25 protein-coding genes are annotated in these 25,126 nt (G+C 66.7%); 13 read left to right on the top strand and 12 right to left on the bottom strand.

Annotated elements, in window-relative coordinates:
• The first annotated feature begins 217 nt into the window (after nucleotides 1-217).
• The 4 genes from ACEPA4_RS02140 (at nucleotide 218) to ACEPA4_RS02155 (ending at nucleotide 4,123) form a co-directional block, all read left to right on the top strand.
• A complete protein-coding gene (locus ACEPA4_RS02140) occupies nucleotides 218-1,144 on the top strand; it encodes an XVIPCD domain-containing protein (RefSeq protein ID WP_374082965.1) in 927 nt (308 codons plus the stop codon).
• Nucleotides 1,141-1,776 carry a hypothetical protein gene (locus ACEPA4_RS02145; RefSeq protein ID WP_164093213.1) on the top strand — a complete coding sequence of 212 codons (636 nt, stop codon included), beginning with the start codon at nucleotides 1,141-1,143 and terminating at the stop codon, nucleotides 1,774-1,776. Before ACEPA4_RS02140 ends, ACEPA4_RS02145 begins: the two co-directional genes overlap by 4 nt.
• 2 nt (nucleotides 1,777-1,778) lie before the next feature.
• Entirely contained in the window at nucleotides 1,779-2,792 is a 1,014-nt protein-coding gene (locus ACEPA4_RS02150; protein ID WP_374082966.1) for an XVIPCD domain-containing protein, read from the top strand.
• 185 nt (nucleotides 2,793-2,977) lie between these two features.
• Nucleotides 2,978-4,123 carry a YncE family protein gene (locus ACEPA4_RS02155; RefSeq protein WP_374082967.1) on the top strand — a complete coding sequence of 382 codons (1,146 nt, stop codon included), beginning with the start codon at nucleotides 2,978-2,980 and terminating at the stop codon, nucleotides 4,121-4,123.
• A 50-nt stretch (nucleotides 4,124-4,173) separates the two neighbouring features.
• On the opposite strand, the gene ACEPA4_RS02160 is transcribed toward ACEPA4_RS02155, so the two are convergent.
• From ACEPA4_RS02160 to ACEPA4_RS02170, 3 genes are all read right to left on the bottom strand, one after another.
• Nucleotides 4,174-5,265: an MrcB family domain-containing protein gene (locus tag ACEPA4_RS02160; RefSeq protein WP_262089975.1), complete on the bottom strand. Its 1,092-nt coding sequence runs from the start codon at nucleotides 5,263-5,265 to the stop codon at nucleotides 4,174-4,176.
• A 264-nt stretch (nucleotides 5,266-5,529) separates the two neighbouring features.
• Nucleotides 5,530-5,934 (bottom strand): XVIPCD domain-containing protein, encoded by a 405-nt coding sequence (locus ACEPA4_RS02165; protein WP_374082968.1) that lies wholly within the window; start codon nucleotides 5,932-5,934, stop codon nucleotides 5,530-5,532.
• Nucleotides 5,935-6,009: 75 nt separating this feature from the next.
• Nucleotides 6,010-6,489, bottom strand: coding sequence for a nuclear transport factor 2 family protein (locus ACEPA4_RS02170; protein ID WP_065186644.1), 480 nt, complete (start codon nucleotides 6,487-6,489; stop codon nucleotides 6,010-6,012).
• Nucleotides 6,490-6,716: 227 nt separating this feature from the next.
• Between ACEPA4_RS02170 and ACEPA4_RS02175 the strand changes: the two genes are divergently transcribed.
• Nucleotides 6,717-7,529, top strand: coding sequence for an alpha/beta fold hydrolase (locus ACEPA4_RS02175; RefSeq protein WP_374082969.1), 813 nt, complete (start codon nucleotides 6,717-6,719; stop codon nucleotides 7,527-7,529).
• Between the two features lie 293 nt (nucleotides 7,530-7,822).
• Here the strand turns inward: ACEPA4_RS02175 and ACEPA4_RS02180 are convergent, their stop codons facing one another.
• Nucleotides 7,823-8,503: a hypothetical protein gene (locus ACEPA4_RS02180; protein ID WP_374082970.1), complete on the bottom strand. Its 681-nt coding sequence runs from the start codon at nucleotides 8,501-8,503 to the stop codon at nucleotides 7,823-7,825.
• Nucleotides 8,504-8,637: 134 nt separating this feature from the next.
• On the opposite strand from ACEPA4_RS02180, the gene ACEPA4_RS02185 reads away from it, so the two are divergent.
• The gene (locus ACEPA4_RS02185) at nucleotides 8,638-9,297 is read left to right on the top strand and encodes a hypothetical protein (RefSeq protein WP_171956381.1); all 660 of its coding nucleotides are present in this window, start codon (nucleotides 8,638-8,640) and stop codon (nucleotides 9,295-9,297) included.
• 103 nt (nucleotides 9,298-9,400) lie between these two features.
• Nucleotides 9,401-10,369, top strand: coding sequence for a polysaccharide deacetylase family protein (locus tag ACEPA4_RS02190; RefSeq protein WP_374082971.1), 969 nt, complete (start codon nucleotides 9,401-9,403; stop codon nucleotides 10,367-10,369).
• A gap of 3 nt (nucleotides 10,370-10,372) precedes the next feature.
• Here the strand turns inward: ACEPA4_RS02190 and ACEPA4_RS02195 are convergent, their stop codons facing one another.
• The 3 genes from ACEPA4_RS02195 to ACEPA4_RS02205 all read right to left on the bottom strand — a co-directional run bounded on the left by ACEPA4_RS02195 (nucleotide 10,373) and on the right by ACEPA4_RS02205 (nucleotide 12,691).
• Entirely contained in the window at nucleotides 10,373-11,293 is a 921-nt protein-coding gene (locus ACEPA4_RS02195) for an MnmC family methyltransferase (RefSeq protein ID WP_374082972.1), read from the bottom strand.
• Nucleotides 11,294-11,499: 206 nt separating this feature from the next.
• Entirely contained in the window at nucleotides 11,500-12,138 is a 639-nt protein-coding gene (locus ACEPA4_RS02200; RefSeq protein ID WP_374082973.1) for a hypothetical protein, read from the bottom strand.
• Between the two features lie 136 nt (nucleotides 12,139-12,274).
• Nucleotides 12,275-12,691, bottom strand: coding sequence for a hypothetical protein (locus tag ACEPA4_RS02205; protein WP_065186649.1), 417 nt, complete (start codon nucleotides 12,689-12,691; stop codon nucleotides 12,275-12,277).
• Nucleotides 12,692-12,781: 90 nt separating this feature from the next.
• Between ACEPA4_RS02205 and ACEPA4_RS02210 the strand changes: the two genes are divergently transcribed.
• Nucleotides 12,782-13,066 (top strand): hypothetical protein, encoded by a 285-nt coding sequence (locus ACEPA4_RS02210; RefSeq protein ID WP_005415073.1) that lies wholly within the window; start codon nucleotides 12,782-12,784, stop codon nucleotides 13,064-13,066.
• An 87-nt stretch (nucleotides 13,067-13,153) separates the two neighbouring features.
• Here the strand turns inward: ACEPA4_RS02210 and dmeF are convergent, their stop codons facing one another.
• A complete protein-coding gene (gene dmeF / locus ACEPA4_RS02215) occupies nucleotides 13,154-14,119 on the bottom strand; it encodes a CDF family Co(II)/Ni(II) efflux transporter DmeF (RefSeq protein WP_329848208.1) in 966 nt (321 codons plus the stop codon).
• 50 nt (nucleotides 14,120-14,169) lie between these two features.
• On the opposite strand from dmeF, the gene ACEPA4_RS02220 reads away from it, so the two are divergent.
• Entirely contained in the window at nucleotides 14,170-14,454 is a 285-nt protein-coding gene (locus ACEPA4_RS02220; protein WP_053511351.1) for a metal-sensing transcriptional repressor, read from the top strand.
• Nucleotides 14,455-14,531: 77 nt separating this feature from the next.
• Here ACEPA4_RS02220 and ACEPA4_RS02225 read toward each other — a convergent pair whose 3' ends face one another.
• Entirely contained in the window at nucleotides 14,532-14,903 is a 372-nt protein-coding gene (locus ACEPA4_RS02225; RefSeq protein ID WP_138953128.1) for a MerC domain-containing protein, read from the bottom strand.
• 69 nt (nucleotides 14,904-14,972) lie between these two features.
• Between ACEPA4_RS02225 and ACEPA4_RS02230 the strand changes: the two genes are divergently transcribed.
• On the top strand, nucleotides 14,973-16,298 hold the full coding sequence (locus ACEPA4_RS02230) for a GTP-binding protein (protein WP_227838218.1): 1,326 nt from the start codon (nucleotides 14,973-14,975) through the stop codon (nucleotides 16,296-16,298).
• A gap of 186 nt (nucleotides 16,299-16,484) precedes the next feature.
• Here ACEPA4_RS02230 and ACEPA4_RS02235 read toward each other — a convergent pair whose 3' ends face one another.
• Nucleotides 16,485-18,092 carry an ATP-binding cassette domain-containing protein gene (locus tag ACEPA4_RS02235; RefSeq protein ID WP_065197340.1) on the bottom strand — a complete coding sequence of 536 codons (1,608 nt, stop codon included), beginning with the start codon at nucleotides 18,090-18,092 and terminating at the stop codon, nucleotides 16,485-16,487.
• Nucleotides 18,093-18,317: 225 nt separating this feature from the next.
• Nucleotides 18,318-19,217 (bottom strand): LysR family transcriptional regulator, encoded by a 900-nt coding sequence (locus tag ACEPA4_RS02240; protein WP_374082974.1) that lies wholly within the window; start codon nucleotides 19,215-19,217, stop codon nucleotides 18,318-18,320.
• A gap of 227 nt (nucleotides 19,218-19,444) precedes the next feature.
• Between ACEPA4_RS02240 and ACEPA4_RS02245 the strand changes: the two genes are divergently transcribed.
• Both ACEPA4_RS02245 and ACEPA4_RS02250 read left to right on the top strand, forming a co-directional pair.
• On the top strand, nucleotides 19,445-20,623 hold the full coding sequence (locus ACEPA4_RS02245; RefSeq protein ID WP_374082975.1) for a serine hydrolase domain-containing protein: 1,179 nt from the start codon (nucleotides 19,445-19,447) through the stop codon (nucleotides 20,621-20,623).
• Entirely contained in the window at nucleotides 20,620-21,804 is a 1,185-nt protein-coding gene (locus ACEPA4_RS02250) for an MFS transporter (RefSeq protein ID WP_374082976.1), read from the top strand. Before ACEPA4_RS02245 ends, ACEPA4_RS02250 begins: the two co-directional genes overlap by 4 nt.
• 67 nt (nucleotides 21,805-21,871) lie before the next feature.
• On the opposite strand, the gene ACEPA4_RS02255 is transcribed toward ACEPA4_RS02250, so the two are convergent.
• Nucleotides 21,872-23,488 (bottom strand): EAL domain-containing protein, encoded by a 1,617-nt coding sequence (locus tag ACEPA4_RS02255; RefSeq protein WP_235649915.1) that lies wholly within the window; start codon nucleotides 23,486-23,488, stop codon nucleotides 21,872-21,874.
• 228 nt (nucleotides 23,489-23,716) lie between these two features.
• Here ACEPA4_RS02255 and cycA point away from each other — a divergent pair, with 228 nt between their 5' ends.
• Nucleotides 23,717-25,090, top strand: a complete 1,374-nt coding sequence (gene cycA / locus ACEPA4_RS02260; protein ID WP_005415083.1) for a D-serine/D-alanine/glycine transporter — start codon at nucleotides 23,717-23,719, stop codon at nucleotides 25,088-25,090.
• The last annotated feature ends 36 nt before the right edge of the window (nucleotides 25,091-25,126 follow it).

The following is a 25,126-nucleotide window of genomic DNA, read 5'->3' on the forward strand; positions in this document are numbered from 1 at the left end:
ATAGGCGATTCCCTTGCATGATCGGAACGACTATAGATCGGTGGAATGGCAAGCTCCAGTCGTTGCCGGGACCTTGCTCACGCCCGGGTCCAGTACTGCACGCTGGCTCACATATTCAGCAAGTCGCGATCGGCGTCCTCTCTTCTTGCACCTGCCCCCCATCCCACCTATGCCATCATCCGCCCAGGACCGCAGTACCCATCAAGGCTGAACAGGCATGGAGCAGGCAACACGCTACACCGCAACCCTTTATCTGGCCGCGCCCGGCACCCCGCTGAAAAGTGGGGGCATCTCGCCGCGCGGCCACATGTACCTGCAGGTCGCTGCGGGCGACGAGGCCCACAGCTACGGCTTCGCGCCACCGCGCCACGCGCCGGGTGAAACCCGCACCGGCGTGCAGTACGCACAGGTGCGCCACGACGATGCTGACGAGCATCTGGACCCTTACTACAGCCGCACCCTGGAAATCACCGAGGAGCACTACGGCTGCCTGCGTGATTTCGCCGAGGAACCGGCCGAGTTCGAATTCGATGTGGACCGCCCGGCCACCATCAACCGCTGCAGCGATTTCGTCTGGGCGGCGCTGCACTACGCTGGCCTGCATCCACTGCCGGCGACGCTGGATGGCGGCAGCAACCTGGGCGAGTTCGCGGTGCTGTTCAACCTGCCGGAGATCCAGTGCATTGCCGCGCCGTTCCCGGGCAGCGACCTGAATGCCGAAACCCACCACGCGATGCCCGAGCGCGAGGCCGAGCATCATCGCCAGGGCGACCGCGCCAGCGATGAGCCGCCGCCGACGCCGATTGAAGTGGCCGGCACGCTGCTGGACCCTTCGCATCCCGACCATCGCCTGTTCTCGCAGCTGATCCAGAAGGTGGCGGAGCTGGATGCCGCGCACGGCCGCCCGTTCGATGACGCCAGCCAACGCATCAGCGCCAGCCTGCTGGTGCTGGCCAAGCAGAACAACCTCTCGCGCGTGGACCACGTGCTGCTCAGTCGGCCGACCCAAAACAGCCATGCCGCCGAGAGCATCTTCATCGTGCAGGGGGACCGCAACGACCCGGGGCACCGTCGCGCCAGCATTGCCACCGAAGTGGCTGCCAAGACCGATGTGGCCGATTCGCTGCGGTTGAAGGAGCAATGACGCGGCCACTGCGGCGGGGGCTGGTGGTACTGGCGGTGCTGGGCGCGCTGGCGGCATGCCGTGCGTCACCAGCGCCTGAGGTTGCGCCGTCCCTGCTGACGCGCGCACAGGCCGAGGCCCGCACGGTTGTGCCGCTCACGCGGGCCGTGCAGTTGCAGAAGGCCGGTCGGATTGCCGAGGTCACGTTTGATTTGCCGGCGCCCCAGAAGCCGGCCATTCCGATCCTGAACATCGGGTTGCGGCTGCAGGATACCGATGCGCGACGGCTGCTGGATGCTTCGGAGAAGATCACTCACGGACGGCTGCCAACGCGACTGCGCCTGGAGCGGATCGATGGCAGTGCACCTGGTCCTGTGCAGCTCTGGCAGCGTACTCGCGATGGACGCGATTCTCAGAAAATCGGGGAGGATGGCGTGGTAACAGACCTGACGACGGGGAGCGTGGACATCAACAGCTTGGCCGAGGCCGGGTTGTACTCTGAAGAGGTGCTCTATCGCACGTTGCAGTTGGCGCAGGTCGGAGGCGTTGCACCCGGGCGTTACGTTCTGCGGGTGGACCTTGTGGAGGATCGGCCCCAGCTGGAAGGCCTGAAAGCAGAACTGATCGTTGGCTATCAATCACTAGGAAAGTGAACATGCACAAGGACGATGCCGAACGCTACAGCGTAACCATTCATCTGGCGGCCCCCGGCACGCCGCGCTACGGCCGTGATGCTGAGGGAAACAGGTTTCTGCTGGAGCCCTCGTTCGCGGGGCACATGTTCCTGTCGCTGCGCCGTTCGGGTGAACCCTTCCCGGAGAGCATGGGTTTCACCCACGCAGGCACCAAGGACGAGCCGAACAGGGGCAAAGTCGATGACATGGATGTGTTGGTCTACGACAAGCCCCGCTTCGAGCGCACGATCGAGATCAGCAAGGAGCAGTACGACCGCATCCTCGAGTTCTCGGCGAACCCGAAGAAGCACGGCTTCGACATGGAGTACGACTTCTTCTCCAACGCGTGCACCGATTTCGCATGGGGTGCCCTGAACCACGCTGGGCTGCGCCCGGTCGGGCTGGCCGGGGAGATCAGCAACTACGAGGGCGCTACCAGGGTCCTGGACAACATCCGCGCGGTCAACGCCATTCCGCAGCAGGTGAAGGGCAGCGAGCTGGACAAGGTGCAGTGGAACCCGATGCCGAAGCAGACCTTCCGCGAGTGGATGTTCACCGAGAACGGCGAGCAGTGGCGCGGCAACAGCACCCTCGCGGCAAGCGGCACGCCCGCAGACCCGGCGCACGACGATCATGCCCGCCTCAACCAGATCCACCAGCAGGTGGCCGACCTCGGCGCTTTCGGGGCGCGCAACGACAATGTCAGTGCCAGCCTGCTCGCGCTGTCGAAGGAGCAGCAGTTCTCGCGCGTGGACGAAGTGGTGCTGGGCGAGCAGCGCGGTGATACCGCACCGAAGCTGTTCATCGTGCAGGGGGACCGCAGTGACCCGGCACACCAGCGCGCCAGCATGCCGGCGGAGGTGGCTGCGCAGGCACCGGTGGAGGCCTCGTTCGATCGGGTCGCGCAGTTGCAGCAGAATGAGCCGCAGCGAGACGCGCAGCGCCTGCAGGAGGAGCAGCAGCTTCAGCAGAGCCACGGCCCACGAATGGCATAGCGGCGGGCGCAGCATCGAGGTCGAGCGTTGGCCATGCCCGCGCCGGCGCACGCCACGCCCCCCACCTGCTACCATTCCCCCGCATCCCCAGCCAGCCCACCCCGCGCAGACAGATGTGGGGCGGGCCGTCGAAGTACGGCCCAGCGAGCCAGGACACCTTCCCGTGCCCATTCAAGGACGCTCGCATGTTCCGTACTCCTCTCTTCCGCTCGGCCGCCCTGGCCGTTGCCGTTTCGCTCAGCCTCGGCGTGCCCTCCGCGTTCGCCGACAACGCGCCCGCCGCCAGTGCCACCACCGCCGTGCAGCGCCAGGCCGTGGCCAAGGGCCTGTACGAGCTGGCCTACAGCCCGAAGCAGAACGCCGTGTTCGTGGCCTCCTCTGGCGGTTTCGGCGATGACGCCGGCCCGGCCCAGGTGCTGCGCCTGAACCCGGCCACGCTGGCGGTGGAAACCCGCATCCCGCTGGAGCGCAAAGCCTTCGGCGTGGTGCTGGATGACGCCCACGACCGCCTGTACGTGGGCAACACCGTGGACCTGTCGGTGACCGTGGTCGACACCGCGCAGAACAGGGCCGTCGGCACCATCCAGCTGATGGAGAAGAAGACCGGCAAGGACGGCAAGGCCGCCTACACCCACGATCTGCGCGAGCTGGTGGTCGACAGCGCCGCCAACCGCCTGTACGTGACCGGCCACAGCAGCCAGCCGGACGTGAGCAGCGTGCTGTTCGTGATCGATACCACCACGCTGAAGGTGATCAACACCATCGACGGCCTGGGCAATGCGAAAGCGCCGGGCCTGGCGCTGGATACGGCCAACAAGCGCGTGTACACCAGCAACCTGCTGGCCGACCTGGTGGTGGTGGGCACCGATTCGAACAAGGTGGTGGCGCAGCACAGGATCGCCGCCGAGCAGCCGATGAACATCGCGCTGGATCCGGCGGGCAAGCGCCTGTTCGTGACCGACCAGGGCTCGGAATTCCTGCGTGGTTACCAGGCCAAGAGCAGCGGCCTGGTCAGCAAGCATCCGGGCCAGCGCGTGCTGGTGCTCGACCGCAGCACCGGCAAGGAGCTGGCCAGCATCCCGACCGACGCCGGCCCGCTGGGTATCCTGCTGGATGCACCGCGCAAGCGCCTGTACGTGACCAACCGCGAGGCGGGCACGGTGACGGCCTACAACAGTGACAGCTACCAGAAGGTGGCGACCTACACGGTGCCGACCCACCCGAACAGCCTGGCGCTGGATGCGAAGAACAACGTGTTGTTCGTGAGCATCAAGAACGGCGAGAAGGATGACAAGGGCGCTGACGAGAGCGTGGCGCGGATCCAGCTGTAACGAGCAAGAGTCGGCCGCACTTGAGAGAAGCGCGGCCGACTCGTTGGGTTCTATGCAATACGATATCGATAGGCGAGAGCTTGCAGATTCGCATCTGAGATTGGCCACGGCTGCTGGATGTGCGCGGTTCCACCGGCGCAAACGGGTACGCCGTCGTGCGAGTGCAGTTGGATGCCATGGACGACGAACAGGCCATTGTTCGGATGATGCTTTAGGTGGTGCTGCACTTCGTTCTTGGTGAGCACGATGTCACCCAGTGCACCGGTAGTTCCCTTCACCTCGATGTAGTGAACCTGACCTTCCTTTCTGATCTCCAGATCGTAAGGGGCGGTGGCACTTGTATCCTTGATTTCATATCCCGCGCTGCCGAAGTGATCCTTGGCCAGTGCCATCGCCCGCAGCTCCACTGCACGGCGCTGAGGCTGAGTGAGCCCAAAGCCCTGCCCAGAATTCTTGCGACCCGAGGTGGCCTCTTCGATCGCCTCGACCACGGCAATAACATCTGGTGAAGTCTGGCCACTACGCTTCTGGGCCGGCTCGCCTCGATAGATGCTCTTCAGTAGACGCGCCATCGTGAGCATGTCGGCGCGCAATTGGTCATCGGATGGAACGTGATCCTTGGCGTAGAAATACGAGACGGCTGTGGTGCTTTCATAAGCCTTTGCCAGAGAACCGCTGCCCAAAGTCATTGATTTGAGCAGTCGCGGATTCGCGGTGATGTCATCATCAAGTATCTCCAAGGCCCATCCGGTTAGGCGCTGAGTCTCGCCCGGGGAACGCTTGATAAAATCGCCATCAATCTTCTCGGTGGAGGCATGGGAGACCGCTAGATAGACGCCGGAGCCATCCTCGCGGAACAGCCATACCACATACCATCCCTCGGTTGCGGTGGGCGAGCGCGCTTCAGATGCAAAACGAACCCACGGAACTTGGGACTTTCTGCCGATCCCATCACGCCCAACGAGCAAAAAATCCCCCGGCTCGATATCTGATGCAATGCGAAGTTGTTCGGCGCTCTCGCTAAGCAGCTTAGGCAGCCGATGCTTGATGATCTGGCCGCGCGCCTGCATGGCAGCTGTCGGCAATGAACTGTATTGAGGCTGCAGTTCCATCACGTTCTGCAATTCGTCCCTGATACCCACGACGCCCCCTGCGCTCTTTTCGATAGGCGCAATTAATGCATGCGGGGGTATCGATCCGCAATGCGTATCAAGCTGGAGCCATTGGCGCCAAGGCATGTCGTTTGTGGATGGTTTGGCGCGGATGTGGCCAGTAGCGCCCGTGGTTCGAGGTAAACGGGGCTACGGCCGGGATGGCTTGTGATTGGGCTGAATCTCAAGTAGGGCGCTGCAGTTCAGCGGGCGCCCTGATCAAGTGTTGGCCGGCTCTGAGCAGCGCCGGCGTGGTTACCCCATCCGCGGAGTGGGATTCTGCATTTCCTGCGCCTGCGCCTGCGCCTGCGCCTCGACGTGCGTCTGCGCACCCAGCCCCAACTTCTGCATCGACTGCTCCACCGGCGTCTGCGCCGCTACCGCGGTCGGCATCATCGCGCGCAGGTGCGCCGGGTTGGCCGGGTCGCCCTGCACCACGAAGATGTTGTGTCCGGCCGGGTGCTGGGCCGTGGCGTTGCTGACCAGCACGTGGTCGACCTGCTGCAGGCCCTGTTCGCGGGCGAGTACGGTCAGGCTGGCGGTCAGGCGTTCGCTGGTCTGGTCGAACGCACGGCCATGCTGCGCGTCCAGTGCGGCCACGCCCTGACGGATCTGCTGGTTGAGGCCGTAGTCGGGGTGGTTGGGGGTGATCTCTGCCATGGCGATCGAACGGTAGCGGTGGGTCGGGGTGAACCCCGCCAGTATAGATCCGGCCGGTGAAGGGCGCCGGAAAGGTCAGTCCGCCGGTCGGTGGTCATAGCTGATCACCCGTTCGGCCAGCCAGTGCCCGTCCACGCGGCGCCAGACCTGGATGAAGCGGGCCTGGCCGGTCCAGCGTTCCACGCCGTCCTTGCCGCGCTCGTAAAAGCGGTGGTCGCCGATTTCCAGGGCCCGCTCATCGTGCAGCGGAAACACCTGCAGCGAAGATTCCACGAGCTCGCGGCGCAGCTGCCAGCCACCCTCGCGCGCGCTGCTGCACAGGTTGGCCACGCTGTGGCGGAAGTCCTCGCGGCTGCTGGCCGACTTGCCGTCCTTGTCATGGAAGAACTCCATGTCGTCGGTCGTCATCGCCGCGGCCTTGTCGGCATCGCAGGCCTCGAAGGCCGCAGCGAAGAGCTGGGTATCGGCCTGGCGGATCTGCACGCGCAGGGTGTCGGCGGGCGCTGGCATGGCAACGAGCCCGGCGGCCAGCAAGGGTAGGGTGAGCGGCAGCATGGTGAGGCTCCAGGGAGGGTTCACGCAGGCTCGCATGGCGTTTGGGCCACTGCAGCCGGCTTCCGACGAAACGGCCCTGCCACGGAATGAATGCCCATATTGGCGGCCCGGTTCCAGCTTTGAGGCCGTTGCCTGTGCAGGGGATGTCATGAGCGGCCGGGATTCCCTCACAGCCGCCACAGGTGACGGCCATTAGCCTGCACTCCTCCCCTTCCACAGGAGCGCCCATGCCTGCTTCCCGCATCCGCCTGCACGTTGAAGACACGGGGGGCGATGGCCGCCCGGTCATCCTGATCCACGGCTGGCCGCTGTCCGCCGATGCCTGGAAGACGCAGGTGGCGATCCTGCGCGACGCCCAGTATCGGGTGATCAGCTACGACCGGCGTGGCTTTGGCCGCTCTGACAAGCCGGCCGAAGGTTATGACTACGACACGCTGGCGGCGGACCTGGCGGGGTTGATCGAGGAACATGACCTGCGCGACGTTACTCTGGTCGGTTTCTCGATGGGCGGCGGCGAGGTGGCGCGCTACGTGGCCAACCATGGCCAGGATCGCGTGCACAGTGTGGTGTTCGCGGCCGCTGTGCCGCCGTTCCTGCTGCGCAGCGACGACAATCCGGAAGGTCCACTGACCCAGGCCAAGGCCGATGAAATGCGCAGCGGGCTGGAGAAGGACCGCGAAGCGTTCTTCGATGGCTTCACCCGCGACTTCTTCAGCGCCAACGGCCAGTTGATGGTGACAGAAGACACGCGCCAGGCGGCGATCGCGCTGTGCCATCAATCCGACCAGGCGGCGGCGCTGGGCTGCATGAAGGCGTTTGCTACGACCGATTTCCGGGATGACCTGAAGAAGATCTCGGTGCCGACGCTGGTCCTGCACGGTGACAGCGATGCCATCGTGCCGTTCGAGGGCTCCGGCCAGCGCACCCATGAGGCGATTGAGGGCAGCGAAGTGGTGATCCTGGAAGGTGCACCGCACGGCTGCAACACCAGCCACGCCGACCGCTTCAATCTGGCGCTGCTGAACTTCCTGAAGTGGTAAGCTGCGGCGATGCGCGAGCCAAAGACACCCCCGTGGAAGAAGCCCAGGCCCAAGGGGCAGACGTCGCAACCGCTGTCGGATGCGCAGAAGGCGGCGGCACGGCAACGTGCCGAGGAGAACGGGCGGCGGTATCCGAACCTGGTGGACAACATGTGGGCGGCGAAGCTGCCGCGTGGGTCGTGATTCACAGGCCGGGTGGGGACGTGGCGTAGCACAGAGCCGATGCTCGGCTGGCGCGCGCAGCGCGTGCCGTTCGGGGAAGGGGCAAAGGGCAGCCGAGCATGGTCTCGGCGCTAGGGGCCGGGCAGTGGCCGCCAGCCCGACTCCCGCCATGGCGCTACGTCGCGCCTCTGCACGTTGATCGCCTCGAGCGGCAATCCTGCCTGTCGCGCCAGTTCGGCACGCAGTACTTCGCTGTCCACCGGCAGTGCGATGGCCACCTGCAGCTGGTCGCCCTGCTGACGGACCTGCGTGGGCACCACCGCATGGGCTTCATGCTCGCCGCCGGTGCGAGCAATCGGATAGCGCATCGCCACGGGCCTTCCCAGGTGTGCCAGTACGGGGCGCCATGCCTGCAGCACGACAGGCTGTGCTGCTGCGGGAACCCGCACCTCGATGATGGTTCCCGGGTAGCCAATGACATTGCCCACCATCACCTGGAAGCGCGCACCATCGGGGATGGCGACCACAGTGGCGGCCAGCACGCCTATCGACAGGACAGCTGCGGCGAGGCGCCATCTGCGCGGCGCGGCGGCGGCGCGGGTCGCCGTGCGCAGCCCCGGCTTGCGCCGCAGCTTGCGCGCGTAGATGCGCCGATCCTTCCTGCGCGGGCTGCTGCTGTGCGCCGGCAGGTTCAACGGGACGCGTGGCAGCCGGGCGACGCGCGCGTCGATCAGGCGCGCGAGCAGGTACCACGCGAGCACGAATGCCAGCAGGGGCAGCAGCGTTCGTACGATCAGGTACAGCATCACCATCGGGAATACCAAGGAAAATTCGCATTCAAACAACCGTGCCATCGTAACGGCGCTGCGTGGTGTGTGTCGCATCCGCCAGCCGACACGTGCGAACTGCTTGGTTAGGATGGCTCTTTGCTGTCATGGATGAACCGATGAGCGCTGCCACCTCCCGAATCCGCCGCATCTGTGGGCAGGGGCCGATCCTGCTGATGCTGCAGCTGGTCGCGTTGCTGTCCGTTGCACTGGCTTCCGGGTTCTTCCATTGCCGCGTCGACCTGCTGCTGGAGCCGATCACCGCGGCGTGCGGTGGCCCGGATGAGCAGGCGCGGTTGCAGATGGCCGAACAGGTGATGGCGCGCGCCGGTGCATTGGACGACTGGCAGCCATTGAGCTGGATTCCATTGGCGGGCATCGTGCTGGCGCTGCTGGGTGCGATGGCGGTGTGCGCGAGCCGCGCGCTGTGGCTGCGCGATGGGCTGCGCACGGCGAACGTGGCGCTGCTGCTGCTGCATGGCGGCGCACTGTGCTTGGCCGGGTGGACGCTGCACCTGTACGAGAACGCATGGAACAGCGTGGCGCGCTTGTCACCCACGGCATGCCTGATGGACCTGGTGGCGGAGGGCGATACCCCGCTGGTGCAGGCGCAGTCCGTGGTGTTCCACATCCTGGCGCGCGAGAACGCAACGCTGATGCGCAATCCGGACGACCTGGCGCTGGTGCTGGTAGCGTTGCTGATGGCGACGATGGTGGGCGGCATCTCCCTGTGGCGGGCGATCGTGCGGGTTCGGGCGGCACGATCGGCAGTGGCCTGACGGGCCTCCGCGGCCGACCGGATCCGAGACATGCAGAGCGCACGCTCGGCGGCGCGCGGCAATCGCGCTACAGTCGACGCCTCGCCACTCTAGGGAAGACCCGATGCGCTTGTTGCTGCGTGCGTTGCCGTTGTTGCTGTGTTCGCTGGCCGTACACGCCGCCGAGGTGGACCGTCGTATCGCGGTGACCATCGATGATCTGCCATGGGCACGGCTGGACCAGATCGTGCCGCCGGATCTGCAGGCGCGGCACGAAGCGTTGATGGCCCAGCTGCGCGAGGCCGGCGTGCCGGTGGTGGGCTTCGTCAATGAGAACAAGCTTGAGGTGAATGGACAGGTGCAGCCGGCGCGGGTGCAGATGCTGCGCGACTGGCGCGATGCTGGCTATGTGCTGGGCAACCACACGTACTCGCACATGGATCTGAATGCGAAAGGCGTGGCGGCGTTCCAGCAGGATTTCCTGCGCGGCGAAACGGTGCTGCGGCCGCTGCTGGCCGAGAAGGGGCAGGCGCCACAGTGGATGCGCCACCCCTACCTGCGGGCCGGGCGCACCGCGGATGAGCGCGTGCAGATGGAGGCGTTCTTCAAGCAGCATGGCTATCGCGTGGCACCGGTGACGGTGGACAACGGGGAATGGGTGTGGGCGTTCGCCTATGCCAACGTGATGAACGAGCAGGCGGATTCGCCGGCGAGCGACGCGACGCTGGCGCAGCTGCGCAAGGGCTACGTGCCGTACATGCTGAACAAGCTGGATTACTACGAGAAGCAGTCGCAGGCGCTGCTGGGGTACGCGCTGCCGCAGGTGTGGCTGATGCACGCCAACGAGCTCAATGCGGCCACCCTTGCCGAACTGGTGGCGGCCACGAAGCGCCGCGGCTATCGCTTCATTTCACTGGACGAAGCGATGCGTGACCCGGCGTATGCGCGGGGTGCGGAAGGCTACAACGGCCGCTATGGCCCGAGCTGGCTGCATCGCTGGGCGATGGCGGAGAACAAGCCGAAGGACTTCTACGCCAGCGAACCCGAGGTGCCGGCATGGGTGATGAAGCTGGCCAAGGTCGACTCGGAGTGAGGCTCAGCGCTTGACGGCCAGCACGCCGTCCAACGCCAGTTCGGCCTTGAAACCAGCCTTTTCCAGACGTTTGGCCACTTCACGCGGCACGTCGCGGCCGCTGGTCAGCTTGTTCGGCGCGCCGGTGTAATGGAACAGGCGACCGCCCTTGCGGATGACGCGGGCGAGGTGGTCGTAGAACACCTGCGAGTACAGCTCGCCGGCGATGCCGAAGCGCGGTGGGTCGTGCAGGATTGCGTCGACACTGTTGCTGGCCACCCGTTCGATCTGCTGCGAAACGTCACCGTGGCTGAACTGCAGGCGACCACCGGCGGCAGCCGAGTCTGGATCCGGCGACCACGGGTTGAGCGTGCGCAGCCACATCACATCGGCGTTCTTCTCGAATGAACGGATCTGGCCGACACCGGCCTCCAGCGCGCAGGCGGCGAAGTAGCCCAGGCCACCGCAGGTATCGAGGATGACCTTGCCGGCCGGGGCGACCAGCTCCACCTTGCGGCGTGCATCCTCGAACGGCGACAGCTTGGAGGTCGGCAGCATCTTGATGCCGTCGATCTCGAAGGTCGGTGCGCCCCATTCGGTGGGCACCAGCTTGATCAGCGAGCCGCTGTAGCGCGAGATCGGCGCGAATTCCTCGCCATCCCAGTAGTACAGCGTGCGGTCCTTCAGCTTGCCCGGCCAAGGGTAGGGCTGGCCCCGGAAGTGGAAGCCGTCCGTATCCAGCGCCACGCTGTCCTGGCTGCGGCCGAGGTCAAGCGATCCCTGCCAGTCGGCGGCGCCCTTGTCACGGGCACGGCGCAGGGTATCGGCGCTGTCGCGGGTCAGCAGGGGGCCGGTGTAATGGGGCACGGCGGGTACCGGGGCGGTTCGGGGGAGGGCATGGTACCGCAGCTGTTGTAGAGCCGAGTCGTCCCATGGCTCCACCATGCCTGCATCCACGCATGGCGTGGATCTACCGCAAAAGTAGCCGAGCGTGGCTCGGCTCTACAGTTCAATTGCACTTCACCGCATACACCGGCTCGGCCCCGATCAGCATCAGCGACATGTAGTCGCTGTCGCTGGCCTTGTGCAGGGCTCTCGGGCCGCGCTGTCACTGGCCTTGGCGCCCTTTCCTCCGTGGCAGGAGCCTGGTATCAGTCGGCCCTGATGGAACCGCGATCGCTTGCGCAGGCGCGCGGTACGCACCCTTCCATCAACGTATTCATGGTCTGCGGAGTATGAGCGAAGCAGAGTACTCTTGCGGTGTGGTTTCCCACGGTATTCGGTGGGTAGTACTCGTTATAGAAGGTCCGGCACCTTCCGTTGTCGATTTGCGCGCTACCCTGGATGTTCCCACTGACTGAGCTGTTGAATCTTACGGTTCCGTAGGAAACGAAGTTCTGGCCAGCTGATACCTGTCCATTTGGTGCATAGGCGATTACATAGTCAGTACTTCTTGCGTCGCTAGCACTGTTCGAATCGATGCTTGAGCAATGCCATGCAGCGCTTCCTGGCCCCACTGTGATGGACTCGCCCTTGGCAGGGTTCATTCCAAGATCTGCGCAGGAAGCCTCGTGATACTGCTTCGTCGCTTCCGTTTGATCGTCGTAGCGATATACATATTGTCCCTTCGCGTTGCGGGTGAGGGACTGCTCCACACGGATCGTCCCCCCAATGAAGTCGGGCCATTCTGCGCTGCGAACGATTTTTTCCGGGATCTTTGCTTCGTCTGCGGTTTGTCCGACAGCTGGATTCCCGTCTCCTGCCTGCACGGATGCAGAGGCGATGAACATGATGATGGCTAGCTGCAATTTCACTTGGGCCTCTCAAAATCTGGGTGAGGCTCCATCTTCGCTACTTGCCCAATGGTGCTTTTGGTTGCATTACGCAGTTCTTTGGATTTCAAACATTTCTCAAAAGTCTGTGTCGCTAATCGCACTTCACCGCATACACCGGCCCGGCCCCGATCAGCATCAGCGCCATGTAGTCGCTGTCGCTGGCCTTGCCCTTCAGCGTCGCGCCCTTGTTGAAGTGGAAGATGCCGAAGCCGCCGGCCATGCGGATAAGCGCACTGTCGATCTGGTCGGCGTCGTCGCGGAAGTAGCGGCTGATCTCGCTGGACGTGGCCTTGTGCAGGGCATTGGGTTCGCGCTGCCACTGCTCGCCACGGCTGAAGGAAACGAAGTACTGGCCACCTTCCTTGTCGATGCGGAAGTCGGCGGGTTTGCGCGCGCCGGTGGCGAAGCAGCCCTGCAATGGGTCGGCGGAGAAGGGAAGCCGTGCATCGTCGCCGCAGGCAGTGAGCAGCAGGAGGGCACCGGGCAGCAGCAGGCGGAGCGTGCGCATGGGATGTCCCTACAGGGCAGGTGCGGCTAGTGTAGGCAGCATGCGGGCGCGGTCCGTACAGAAATTCGGCAAGAACACAGGGGTTTTCGGATGGCGCAGGGCAAGGCACCGTGGTGCGGCGTGGCCAGTTGGCTGGGTATTGCAGTGGGGTGGGGGGCAGGCACCGTGGCGGCACAGGCAGCGGTCGCTGCGGGTGGCAATGGCATGGCCGCAGGGTTGGGCGTGGGCGTGCTGGGTGCGGCGCTGGTGGGCGGCGGCCTGGCCGTGGCCTCGCGCGTGCGCGGTGAGCGCTGGCCGTGGATCGGCATCGGCGGTGCAGTGCTGAGTGCGCTGCCGCTGCTGATGTACCTGCTGCGGATGATGCTGAAGCTGTAGCGGTAGTGCCGGCCGCTGGCCGGCACCTGCAGGTTGCGTGCGGCGCTCATGGGGTGCCGGCCAGCGGCCGGCACTACCGGATGCAGGTCAGGTGCTGCGGTGGATCTCCACGGTGACATGCACCAGCTCCTCATGGATCGCCAGTGCATTGCGCACGGTATCGGCATCCAGACCTGCGTCGCTGGTGACCACGCTGGCACTGACCGCGTACTTGCCGCGGCCGACCTGCCAGACGTGCAGGTCGGCCAGGCGCGCCGGCCACGGGCCCTGTTCGATCACCTCGCGTACTTCGGCCACCACCGGCGCGTCCATCTGCGCGTCGAGCAGGATGCGGCCGCTGTCGCGCAGCAGGCCGATCGCCCACACCGTGACCAGCACGGCGCCGACCAGGCCCATCACCGGGTCCAGCCAGGTCAGGCCCAGCAGCTTGCCGCCGAGCAGGGCGATGATGGCCAGCACCGAGGTGGCGGCGTCGGCCAGCACGTGCACATAGGCCGAGCGCAGGTTGAGGTCGTGACCGTGCGCATGGGTGTGATCGTGGTTGTGGCCGTGGTGATGGCCATGGTCATGCCCGTGGTGGTGATGCACGTGGCCCGGGCTGTCGTGCAGCCACCAGGCGCACAGCAGGTTGACGCCCAGCCCGACCGCAGCAATGGCGATGGCTTCGTTGTAGTGGATCGTTGCCGGTACCCACAGCCGCTCCAGTGATTGCACCGCCATCAGCGCGGCGACGCCAAGCAGGGCGATGGCGCTGGTATAGCCGGCCAGGATCTCGATCTTCCAGGTGCCGAAGGCGAAGCGCGGGTCGTGCGCGTAGCGGCGTGCGCAGCGGTAGGCGAACACTGCCAGGCCCAACGCGAGTGCGTGCGAACTCATGTGCCAGCCGTCAGCGAGCACGGCCATGGAGTTGAACCACCAGCCGCCGACAATTTCCACCAGCATCATGCTGACGGTGAGCCACAGGGCGCGGCGGGTATTGCGTTCGGCCAGCGGGTTGCCGTCGTCGAAGCGGTGTTCGTGGCGACGGGCGGCGGCGAGGGCATCCAGGTGCATGCGAAGACCAGAGGGTGGAAGGATACCCCCATAGGGTATACGATCCATCCATGGCCCATGTACACAAGAATCGAAAGCAGCTGCTGACCCGGGTACGCCGCATCGGCGGCCAGGTGGCGGCGTTGGAGCAGGCGCTGGACAGGCCGGAGGGTGAGGCCGGCGACTGTGCGGACGTGCTGGTGCAGGTTGCCGCCGTGCGCGGTGCCGCCCACAGCCTGCTGATGGAGCTGCTGCACGAGCATCTGCAGGAACATGTGGTCGGCGCCGAAGACCCGCAGCAGCGGGCGGCCGAGGCCGAGGTGCTGGTCGAACTGCTGCGCCGCTACGGCAAATAGCAAGGGTAGTGCCGGCCGCTGGCCGGCACCTGCAGGTTGCGTGCGGCGTTCATGGGGTTGCCGGCCAGCGGCCGGCACTACCCGTGCCGGTGCCGCGCGTTCCAGATGTGCGTGGCAGCCAGCAGCAGGCTGCCGATGACCGTCATCGGTGTCTCCCAGTCGTGCGAGGGCAGCGCCAGCGCACCGGCCAGCAGCAGGCCGAGCCCGGCGCCGGCGGTGGCCCAGGCCAGCACCGGCAGCGGATGACGGCGTTCGGCCCGCCACAGCGCGTAGCCGGTCAGCGGCAGGGCGATGGCCACGAACAGCAGGTGGACCCATTCCGCTTCGGCCCACGTGCCGAATAGCGGCAGCGCGGCGGCAAGCAGCGGCAGTGCCAGGCAGTGCAGCAGGCACAGGCTGGACAGGGCGACCGCGCCGGCATCGAGCAGGGCGGCAGACGGTGATTTCATCGGGGGAGGTTCCTTGCGCTGCAATTGTTATACAGTAACATTTCCGTTCCGCAGCCAACCTGCTCCGACATGAACACTGTTTCCCGCGCCGACCGTCGCCTTCCGGTCACCGTGCTGTCCGGCTTCCTCGGGGCCGGCAAGACCACCCTGCTCAACCAGATCCTGCGTAACCGCCAGGGCCTGCGTGTGGCGGTCATCGTCAACGACATGAGCGAGGTCAACATCGATGCACAGCTGGTGCGAGAGGGCGGCGCCGAACTGCGCCGCACCGAAGAGACGCTGGTGGAATTCAGCAATGGCTGCATCTGCTGCACCCTGCGCGATGACCTGCTGCAGGAAGTGCGGCGCCTGGCCGACGCCGGTTGCTATGACTACCTGCTGATCGAGTCGACCGGCATCGGCGAGCCGATGCCGGTGGCGGCCACGTTCGCGGTGCGCGACGAGCAGGGCTTCAGCCTGAGTGACATCGCGCGCCTGGACACAATGGTGACGGTGGTGGATGGCGGCGCATTCCTTGCCGACTTCGGCTCGACGTTGCGCCTGGCCGAGCGCGGCCAGCAGGCCGGGCCGGATGACGACCGGGGGTTGGTCGACCTGCTGTGCGAGCAGGTCGAGTTCGCCGACGTGATCGTGGTCAGCAAGGTCGACCAGGTGGATGACGAGGTGCTGCAGGACACGCTGGCCGTGCTGCGCGGCCTGAACCGCGACGCGAAGCTGCTGCTGTCCCGCTTCGGTGACGTGCCACTGGCCGAGCTGCTGGACACCGGCCGCTTCGACTACGAGCGTGCGCAACGTGCGCCGGGCTGGGTGAAGGAACTGCGTGGCGAGCATACGCCGGAGACCGAAGAGTACGGCATCGCCAGTTTCGTTTACCGCTCGCGGCGACCGTTCCATCCCGCGCGCTTCGCCCGCGCGCTGCAGTCGGGCATGCCCGGCGTGATCCGCAGCAAGGGCTGGTTCTGGCTGGCCAATCGCATGGACTGGGTGGGTGAGCTGAACACCGTGGGCGCCGCGACGCGGACGCAGGCGGCGGGGTTCTGGTACGCCGCGCGTGATCGTGTGCGGGCTGGGCTGGAGGACACCGCGCCATTGCTGCCGCCCACGCCGCTGCCGTACAGCGACCTGGGCTGGGCGCGGCAGCAGGCCGACTGCTGGAGCGCACCGTTGCCGGGTCTGGAAGACTTCCCGGATGCGGCCGCGCATTCGGCGATGCAGCGGCTGTGGCACCCGCTGTGGGGCGACCGCCGCCAGGAGCTGGTGGTGATTGGCGTGCACATGGATGAGCGCGCGGTGCGTGCGGAGCTGGACGCGTGCCTGCTCAACGACCAGGAACTGCGTGCGGGGCCGCTGCTGTGGCAACAGTTGCCGCAGGCATTCCCGGTGTGGAAGCGGTGACGGTGCACTGAGGATCCATGGGTTGCCGGCCAGCGGCCGGCACTACCCCTGGTCGATAGGCCACGCGTGGATGGATGCATGGCGGAGTCGAGCATGGCTCGACTCTACAGTGCGATCCGTTGCGGACAATCCTGTAGAGCCGAGCCGACGCTCGGCTGCTGCAGCAGGTCCACGCATGGCGTGGATCTACAAGGCGTCACGCCACTGCCACCCCCCGGTGCCCACCTGCAGCACGTGGGTCGGCCGCAACGCCTGCAGCAGGTGCCGGTCGTGGCTGACCATCAGCAGCGCGCCCGGCCACGCCGCCAGCAGTTCTTCCAGTGCCTGCAACGCGCTCAGATCCAGCGCGTTGCCCGGCTCGTCCAGCAGCAACAGCTGCGGTGCGGGATCTGCATACAGCACGCTGGCCAGCGCGCCTTTCACCCGTTCACCATCACTGAGGCTGTGGGCTGCACGCTGGATGCGCTGTGCGTCCAGCCCGAGCAGGGCCAGCCGTGTGCGCAGCTCACCCGCATCCGCCACCGGGTTGGCGGCCTGCACGGTGTCGAGAATGCTGCGTTCGCCGGACAGTCCCAGCAGCTGCTGGTCGAGCAGCGCCAGTGGTGCATGGCGCTGCACGATGCCGCTGCGTGCAGGCAGCTGGCCGGCCAGCACGCGCAGGAGCGTGGACTTGCCACTGCCATTGTCACCGACCACGGCGATGCGCTGGCCGCGGCGGATCTCCAATTGCAACGGTGCACTGCAACCCTGCGGCAGCACCAGCGACTCCGCCTGCAGCAGACGTGCGTTGCCGCGTTCACCGTCACCGGCGAACAGCGCCAGCTCCGGCGCGGCGTGAACTGCCGAAGCCGCTGCGCGCAGCTGGTCGGCGCTGGCCTGAAGACGATCGGCCTGTACCTGTTGCGCGCGCCCGTGGCTGGCCTCTGCACGCTGTTTCTGCCGGCCAAGCAGGATCGGTGCCTGGTTGGCCTGCTTCGCATCGCGATTGCCACGTGCCTGGCGCTGCTGCTGGCGTTCGTGCTGCTCGCGCGCGCTGCGCTGTTGCTGCCGGTGCTGGGCGCGGGCGTGGTCGAGCTGTGCGGCGGCCGCTTCGCGTTCGGCGGCCCGCGCGTCGGCGTAGTGCTGCCACGGCCCGCCATAGCGATGCAGCCCGCGCGCGTCGAGCTCGACGATCTGCTGCATCTGCGCCAGCAGCTCGCGATCATGGCTGATCACCAGCAGGCCGCCGCGCCACTGCTGCAACCGTTCGTACAACTGTTGGCGATGGCGGCCATCGAGGTGGTTGCTGGGTTCGTCCAGGATCAGCCAATCGGCGCCGCTGGCCCAGGCGCCGGACAGCGCCACCTGCATGGCCTGGCCGCCACTGAGACGCGCGGCGGGTTGGGCGGGATCGAGATCGTCGGGCAGGCGGAGCGCCTGCCATTGCTGCTGCAGGCGCTCGCGCAGATCCCAATGGTCGCCGACGCAGGCGAAGTCGGCCTCATCCACGCTGCCGGCTTCGATGCGTTGCAGCGCGGCCAGTTCCGCGCCGACGCCGGCCAGTTCACCGACCGTGCCGGCGGGGGGATAGCCGGGCGTCGGCAACAGGAACACGCGGCTGCTGCTGCGCACCTGCCCGTTCTCTGGCCGCACCCGACCGGCCAGCAGGCGTGCGAGCACGCTCTTGCCGGTGCCATTGGCACCGACCAGACCGGTGGCGACCGGATCGAAGGAAAACGACAGATCGGAAAACAGCGGGCGGCCGTCGGCCAGCCGATACGACACGCGATCGAGCGTGAGGGAATGTGTGGTCATGCGACCTCCATGGATGCCGGTTCTCCCCTGCGCGCAGGGGCGGGAAGAGTCAGGCCGTCTGTTGGGAAGACGGCGGCATCAATGGCGCATTGGTCGCGAGCCTCTGGGAGGAATGAGCGGCCAGTATAGCGGGGTTGGCTGAATGGTTTGATGGCTCTGCACTACAAGAGCATCCACGCATGGCGTGGATCTACTGTGGGCCGGGCATGGGTGGATTTCTCGCGGCTACGGCACGGTGTCCAGGCGGGCGCCGACGAAGTCGATGAACACCCGCAGCTTCGGCAGTACGTGTCGGCCCGACGGCCACAGCAGGTGGAAGGTGCCGCAGGAGTGCACATGATCCTCCAGCACGGTGACCAGGCGGCCGTCGGCCAGCGCATCGCGTACCGAGTGCACCGGCACGAAGGCCAGGCCGGTATCGCGCAGCGCCAGCGCCACCCGCGCCTCGATGGTGTTGGCCACCATGTGCACCGGCAGCTCCTGCGGTGTTTCGTGGTCGGGCCAGTGGATCGGCCACGGCTCCAGCTTGCCGGTGCTGGGGAAGCGGTAGTGCAGCAACGTGTGCTGCAGCAGGTCGGCCGGCGTGCGTGGAACGCCGCGACGCTGCAGGTAGCCCGACGAGGCGACGACACGCCGCGGGAATACCCCCAGCCGGCGTGCGTTCATCCGCGAGTCGCTGGGTTCGCCAACGCGCAGCACCGCATCGAAACCTTCCTCGATGACATCGACCAGCCGGTCGCTGAAATCCAGGTCGAGGCGGATGTCCGGATACGCGGCCATGAATTCGGCCATCAACGGCAGGGTGAGGTCGCCTACCAGTGGCAGGCTGATCCGCAGCGTGCCGCTCGGTGCAGCGTGCGGTTGCGCCAGTTCGGTGCGCGCGGCATCGCGTTCGTCGAGGATGCGCCGGCAGCGCGCCAGGAACAGCTGGCCCTCGGCGGTGAGGGTGATGCTGCGCGTGCTGCGGTGGAACAGGCGCACGCCCAGTGCGTGCTCCAGCCGCGCAACGCACTTGCCGGCGGCCGATGCGGAGATGCCTTGCAGGCGCCCGGTCTCGACGAAGCTGCGGGTGTCGGCGGCGTGGACGAAGGTCTGCAGGTTGGCGAAGTTGTCCAGGACTGACATGGGCGTACCGGCAATGAAAACGGCAGGGTAGGGGCGGGTGATCGCGGCACGCGGCGCGGCCATCGCAACACTGTGGTGCGGGGCCTCGGGCAGCCCTTGCGGCGTTGCAGTTCCGGGCATCATGCCGATTGCGGACTGCACGGTCCATGATGCCCGGAGCGGCAACCGGCTTTTTGCGTCGCGTCGTGCTGCCTAACGTGGCGGGCCTCTCCACACGGATCACCGCGATGAATGCCGCTCTTTCCCTTGAACCTGCACCGACGCTGCCTTCGGTGCAGCGGCTGCTGCAGCAGGTCCATCCGTTGCGCCTGGTTGGTGCGGTGGTGCTGGTGCGCGAGCACGGCGTGCTGCGCCATGCCAGCGCGAGCGGGCTGGCCGACCGCGAGTCGGCCAGGCCGATGCTGCGCGATCAGCTGTTCCGGCTGGCATCGGTCAGCAAGCCGTTGCTGGCCACGGTGATCCTGCGCCTGGTGGCTGAAGGCGTGCTCGACCTCGACGCGCCGGTGCAGCGCTGGCTGCCGGACTTCCGCCCGGCGCTGGCCGATGGCAGCACGCCGCCGATCAGCCTGCGCCAGCTGCTCAGCCACAGCAGCGGACTGGGCTATCGCTTCCTGGAGGCGGATGCGGAGGGACCCTACGCGCGCGCTGGCGTCAGCGATGGCATGGATGCCAACCCGGTGTCCCTGGCCGAGAACGTGCGCCGCATCGCGCAGATGCCACTGCTGTTCGCACCGGGCAGCCAGTGGCTTTACTCGTTGGGCGTGGACGTGGCCGGTGCGGTGGCCGAAGCCGCGACCGGTGAAACGCTGCAGGCGCTGTTCCAGCGTCTGCTGGCTGCCCCGTTGGGCCTGCGCGATACCGCGTTCGTTACGCGCGATGCAGAGCGGCTGGCCACGCCGTATGTGAGCGACAGGCCGCAACCGCATCGCCTGCAGGAAGGCGAGGTGGTCGCACCTTTCGAGGGAACGCTGGGCATCGAGTTCAGTCCCGCACGTGCCACCGACGCCAGTCGGTTCGCTTCGGCCGGCGCCGGCCTGGTCGGTACCGCCGATGAGGTGATGGCGGTGCTGGAGGCTTTGCGCGACGTGCAACGCTCCGGCCTGCTGCCGCCCGCGCTGGCGGCGCAGATGGCCAGCCCGCAGGTGGGCGAGCAGGGGCCCCCGGAACCGGCCGGCTGGGGCTTCGGGCTGGGCTTTGCGGTACTGCGCGATGCCGCCGCCAGCGGCACACCACAGCGCGAAGGCAGCTGGCGCTGGGGCGGTGCCTACGGGCACAGCTGGTTCGTCGACCCGTCGCGTGGGCTGAGCGTGGTGGCGCTGACCAACACCCTGTACGAAGGGATGGATGGCGTTTTCGTCGATGACCTGCGCGATGCGATTTATGCCGACCTGGGGGCAACGCGATGAGCGGCCATGCCATCGATGCCGCCAGTCCGGCCGGCGAGGCCACGCGCCTGCCGTGGGCGGGCCTGCTTGCCTTGGCCGGTGGCGGCTTCATCACCCTGTTGACCGAGACCCTGCCGGCGGGTGTGCTGCGGCCGATGGGCGAAAGCCTGGGCGTGAGTGATGCGGCGGTCGGCCAGCTGGTGAGCGTGTATGCGCTGGGTTCGGTGATGGCCGCACTGCCGATGACCGCGCTGACTCAGCGCCTGCCACGGCGTCCGCTGCTGCTGGCGGCCATCGCCGGCTTCGTGGTGGTCAATACGCTGACCGCGTTGAGCAGCAGTTACGCGCTGATCCTGGCTGCGCGCTTCCTGGCCGGTGTGAGCGGCGGATTGCTGTGGTCGCTGGTGGCCGGTTACGCCGCACGCATGGTGGTGCCGTCGCTGCAGGGACGGGCCATTGCGGTCGCGATGGTCGGTTCGCCGCTGGCGCTGTCGCTGGGGGTGCCGGCCGGAACGCTGCTTGGCCAGCAGATCGGCTGGCGCTGGGCGTTCGCGTTGATGAGCGTGCTGGGTCTGCTGCTGCTGGCCTACGCGCGCTGGGCGTTGCCTGCGTTGCCGGCCGCTGGGGCCGGGCAACGCACTTCGCTGGCGACCGTGTGGCGCCTGCCCGGTGTACGCAGTGCGCTGCTGGTGATGGCGCTGTACGTGCTGGCGCACAACGTGCTGTACACCTACATCGAGCCGCTGGCCGTCGACGCGGGTGCCGGTGCGTGGCTGGACCGGCTGCTGCTTGCTTTCGGCATGGCGGCGATTGCTGGCATCGCGATGGCCGGCTGGGGCGTGGATCGCTACCTGCATGCGCTGGTGTGGGCGGCGGTGATCGGTTTCATCGTTCCGGTGCTGGCCTTGCTGGTGTGGCCAGGCGTGGCGAGCGCGCTGCTGCTGGCGACGATCCTGTGGGGCGTGGCGTTCGGCGCCGTGCCGACCCTGTTCCAGACCGCCTTGGCACGGCGCGCCGGGGCCGCTGCGGACCTGGCGCAATCGATGCTGGTGACCGGCTGGAACCTGGCCATTGCGGCCGGCGGCGTGGCAGGCGGGGTGCTGCTGCAGGCCAGCGGCCCACGCCAGCTGGGATGGCTGCCGTTGCTGTTGCTGGCGGTGACCGCCACGTGGTTGCTGGCACGGCCGAAGGCGTGGGCGTAGCTGTTGATCAGTGATGACGCGGTGCCGGCGAGCGGCCGGCACTACCGTGGGCCTTGCTTTTGCCTTGCTAATCCAGCGGCACCTGCTCGATCGGCACGCTGCGCGGGTTCTGCATGTGTTCGCGTGCAGCGCCGTACTGCTGTTGCCGCTTCTGATGGAAGGCGACGAACTCATCGCGCGGCAACGGCCGCGAGAACAGCCAGCCCTGTCCGAATTCCACATGCCGGCTGTGCAGGTAGGCCAGCTGCGCTTCGGTTTCCACGCCCTCGGCCACCACCCACAGGCCCAGCTCCTTGGCCATGTCGATGATGTGCGGCGTGACCGGGCTGGTGGCGCTTTCGGTACCGATCGCATCGATGAATGATTTGTCGATCTTCAGCGCATCCAGTGGCAGCTGCTGCAGGTATTGCAGGCTGGAGAAGCCAACCCCGAAATCATCGATGGCCACGCTGTGGCCGGCGCGGCGGGCGGCGGCGAGCATGGTGCGCGCGCGGTCCAGATCGAGGAAGCCACGTTCGGTGGCCTCCATCCAGATCTGCTGCGGCAGGATGCCGCTGCCGGCCATGTGCCGGGAGATCATCTTCAGGGCGCGACCGCTGCTGATGTCTTCGGCGGCGAGGTTGATCGCGATGTGCGCGCTGCGGTCGGCGACCAGCAGCTCGCGCATGTCGCGCACCACGTTCTCGATCACCAGGTCGGTGACGTCGGCGATCATGCCGGCCTCTTCGGCCAGTGGAATGAACAGGTCAGGGCGCACCTGGGTGCCATCCGGGCGTTGCCAGCGCACCAGCGCCTCGGCGCCGACGCAGATGCCGGTGTCCAGTTCGATGATCGGCTGGTAATGCAGGTACAGCTCGCGGCGACGGATGGCGGTGGCCAGTTCGCCGCGCAGGGAAAGGCGGCGCCGCGACAGCCAGATCACCAGGCCGGCCCCGGCGGCGGCCAGCAGCAGGCCCGCCGGCACGTACAGCCAGGCCTGTTGGCGGAAGGCGGCGGCAAGCGCGGTGCGCGGTGTAGTGGCGACGGCCAGCCATTCCTCGTTGCGCGCGGTAGCGAACAGCGTGGTGTGGTCCAGGCCTTCGCCCGGGTCGCGCAGCAGTGCCTGCAGCAGGTCCGGATCCAGGCCGGGTTGTTTGGCCAGCAGGCGGCCATCGGGGCTGGCCAGTGCCAGCCGCACATTCGGGTCGGCGATGACATCGACGAAGCGGCGTGGGTCCACCAGAGCGTCGTAGGACCCATACAGGATCGCCAGCACCTGGCGGCGCCCGCTGATTTCCGGGCGCACATCCACCGCAATGCCGGCGCCGTCGCTGGTGACGTGGTCCGGCCTGGGCTGATCCACATCCGACAGGAACGGCCCCCAGGAGGTGCAGCGCAGCTTGCCTCCTTCGAAGTAGCCCATCTGGTCAATCGATGGGGTGGTCATTACCAGGGTCTGCATGCGCCGGATGTGCTCGGGGCTGCAGGACACGTAGGTACCGGCTTCGGCGGATTTCAGCGCCGCCAGCGCCTCCTGGTAGGACAGGTCGGAGCGGCGCAGGGTGCGATCGGCGATGTCGCGCAGGCGCTGCTGTTCGACGCTGACCGCGCGGTCCCAGGTGGCGTAGGCCATGACCGCGATCGGCACCGCAGCGGCCAGCAGGGCCAGTGCGGTACCGCCGATGATGACGCGCAGGCGGCTCATGGCCGGGGCTCCAGCAGGGCGGGCGGGGCAGGGCGCATGGTCGGGCCGGTCCTTGGGCAGGTGCGGCTATCTGAGCATGGCACCGGGCCGGGCGGAATGGGATCAATACGGTATTCGGTCACATTGTGGTGAAAGCGGCCTGCTTTGACGTAATGGGGCCGTCTGGCGCTGGCGCTCGGCGCCGCGGAGGACTACCGTCGAACGCTTCGCCCGCCCCTTCCCGCGCCCATGACCGAGCCCGCCACGCCCCCCGAGCACCTGCGCCGCAGCCTGTCCAACCGCCACCTGCAACTGATCGCCATCGGCGGTGCCATCGGCACCGGCCTGTTCATGGGCTCGGGCAAGACCATCAGCCTGGCCGGCCCGTCCATCGTCTTCGTCTACCTGATCATCGGCGCGATGCTGTTCTTCGTGATGCGTGCGATGGGCGAGCTGCTGCTGTCCAACCTGCAGTACAAATCCTTCATCGACTTCTCCACCGACCTGCTCGGCCCGTGGGCCGGGTTCTTCTGTGGATGGACCTACTGGTTCTGCTGGATCGTCACCGCGATTGCCGACGTGATCGCGATTGCCGCCTACGCACAGTTCTGGTTCCCCGGGCTTGAGGCCTGGAAACCGGCGCTGGCCTGCGTGATGCTGCTGCTGGCGTTGAACCTGGTGACGGTGAAGCTGTTCGGTGAAATGGAATTCTGGTTCGCGCTGATCAAGATCGTGGCGATCTGTGCGCTGATCATCACCGGCGCCGGGCTGGTGGCGTGGGGTTTCACTTCACCCAGCGGCCACACCGCGTCGCTGTCGAACCTGTGGAATGACGGCGGCATGTTCCCGATGGGCCTGGTCGGCTTCTTCGCCGGGTTCCAGATTGCGGTGTTCGCCTTCGTCGGCATCGAGCTGGTCGGCACCACCGCCGCCGAAACCGCCGATCCCGAGCGCAACCTGCCCAAGGCAATCAACTCGATCCCGGTGCGCATCATCATCTTCTATGTGCTGGCGCTGATCGCGATCATGGCGGTCACCCCGTGGCGCCAGGTGGTGCCGGACAAGAGCCCGTTCGTGCAGCTGTTCGTGCTGGCCGGCATTCCCGCCGCCGCCAGCCTGATCAATTTCGTGGTGCTGACCTCGGCCACGTCCTCGGCCAACAGTGGCATCTTCTCCACCAGCCGCATGCTGTACGGCCTGGCCGAAGAGGGGCACGCCCCGCGCGGGCTGTCGAAGTTGTCACGCGCTGCCGTGCCCGCCCGAGGCCTGCTGTTCTCGTGCCTGTGCCTGCTGGGCGGCACGCTGCTGATCTACCTGATTCCGAACCTGGTGACCGCCTTCACCCTGGTGACGACGCTGGCCACGGTGCTGTTCATCTTCGTCTGGTCGCTGATCCTGGTGGCCTACATGGCCTATCGCCGCCGCTACCCGGAGCGCCACGCTGCCTCGATCTTCAAGATGCCCGGCGGCGTTGCCATGTGCTGGGCCTGCCTGGTGTTCTTCGCCGCCGTGCTGGTGCTGCTGAGCCTGCAGGGCGACACCCGCCAGGCGCTGATCGCCAGCCCGGTGTGGTTCGTGCTGCTGGGCGCGGGGTATTGGGTGCGCCGGAGGGCCGCGAAGTGATCCAACGTCTCCGTTCCATCGATTGATCCATCGTCT

Origin of the sequence: Stenotrophomonas sp. P2112, assembly GCF_041897515.1 — a bacterium.
Lineage (GTDB): Bacteria > Pseudomonadota > Gammaproteobacteria > Xanthomonadales > Xanthomonadaceae > Stenotrophomonas > Stenotrophomonas sepilia.

Coding starts and splice junctions, on each gene's coding strand:
- ACEPA4_RS02185 (WP_171956381.1), top strand. CDS start 8,638: ATGAGCGCTGCCACCTCCCGAATCCGCCGCATCTGTGGGCAGGGGCCG.
- ACEPA4_RS02175 (WP_374082969.1), top strand. CDS start 6,717: ATGCCTGCTTCCCGCATCCGCCTGCACGTTGAAGACACGGGGGGCGAT.
- ACEPA4_RS02190 (WP_374082971.1), top strand. CDS start 9,401: ATGCGCTTGTTGCTGCGTGCGTTGCCGTTGTTGCTGTGTTCGCTGGCC.
- ACEPA4_RS02155 (WP_374082967.1), top strand. CDS start 2,978: ATGTTCCGTACTCCTCTCTTCCGCTCGGCCGCCCTGGCCGTTGCCGTT.
- ACEPA4_RS02240 (WP_374082974.1), bottom strand. CDS start 19,217: ATGTCAGTCCTGGACAACTTCGCCAACCTGCAGACCTTCGTCCACGCC.
- ACEPA4_RS02225 (WP_138953128.1), bottom strand. CDS start 14,903: ATGAAATCACCGTCTGCCGCCCTGCTCGATGCCGGCGCGGTCGCCCTG.
- ACEPA4_RS02205 (WP_065186649.1), bottom strand. CDS start 12,691: ATGCGCACGCTCCGCCTGCTGCTGCCCGGTGCCCTCCTGCTGCTCACT.
- ACEPA4_RS02255 (WP_235649915.1), bottom strand. CDS start 23,488: ATGAGCCGCCTGCGCGTCATCATCGGCGGTACCGCACTGGCCCTGCTG.
- ACEPA4_RS02230 (WP_227838218.1), top strand. CDS start 14,973: ATGAACACTGTTTCCCGCGCCGACCGTCGCCTTCCGGTCACCGTGCTG.
- ACEPA4_RS02245 (WP_374082975.1), top strand. CDS start 19,445: ATGAATGCCGCTCTTTCCCTTGAACCTGCACCGACGCTGCCTTCGGTG.
- ACEPA4_RS02170 (WP_065186644.1), bottom strand. CDS start 6,489: ATGCTGCCGCTCACCCTACCCTTGCTGGCCGCCGGGCTCGTTGCCATG.
- ACEPA4_RS02195 (WP_374082972.1), bottom strand. CDS start 11,293: ATGGTGGAGCCATGGGACGACTCGGCTCTACAACAGCTGCGGTACCAT.
- ACEPA4_RS02145 (WP_164093213.1), top strand. CDS start 1,141: ATGACGCGGCCACTGCGGCGGGGGCTGGTGGTACTGGCGGTGCTGGGC.
- ACEPA4_RS02200 (WP_374082973.1), bottom strand. CDS start 12,138: ATGTTCATCGCCTCTGCATCCGTGCAGGCAGGAGACGGGAATCCAGCT.
- ACEPA4_RS02220 (WP_053511351.1), top strand. CDS start 14,170: ATGGCCCATGTACACAAGAATCGAAAGCAGCTGCTGACCCGGGTACGC.
- ACEPA4_RS02165 (WP_374082968.1), bottom strand. CDS start 5,934: ATGGCAGAGATCACCCCCAACCACCCCGACTACGGCCTCAACCAGCAG.
- ACEPA4_RS02180 (WP_374082970.1), bottom strand. CDS start 8,503: ATGGTGATGCTGTACCTGATCGTACGAACGCTGCTGCCCCTGCTGGCA.
- ACEPA4_RS02210 (WP_005415073.1), top strand. CDS start 12,782: ATGGCGCAGGGCAAGGCACCGTGGTGCGGCGTGGCCAGTTGGCTGGGT.
- ACEPA4_RS02250 (WP_374082976.1), top strand. CDS start 20,620: ATGAGCGGCCATGCCATCGATGCCGCCAGTCCGGCCGGCGAGGCCACG.
- ACEPA4_RS02235 (WP_065197340.1), bottom strand. CDS start 18,092: ATGACCACACATTCCCTCACGCTCGATCGCGTGTCGTATCGGCTGGCC.
- ACEPA4_RS02150 (WP_374082966.1), top strand. CDS start 1,779: ATGCACAAGGACGATGCCGAACGCTACAGCGTAACCATTCATCTGGCG.
- ACEPA4_RS02140 (WP_374082965.1), top strand. CDS start 218: ATGGAGCAGGCAACACGCTACACCGCAACCCTTTATCTGGCCGCGCCC.
- dmeF (WP_329848208.1), bottom strand. CDS start 14,119: ATGCACCTGGATGCCCTCGCCGCCGCCCGTCGCCACGAACACCGCTTC.
- cycA (WP_005415083.1), top strand. CDS start 23,717: ATGACCGAGCCCGCCACGCCCCCCGAGCACCTGCGCCGCAGCCTGTCC.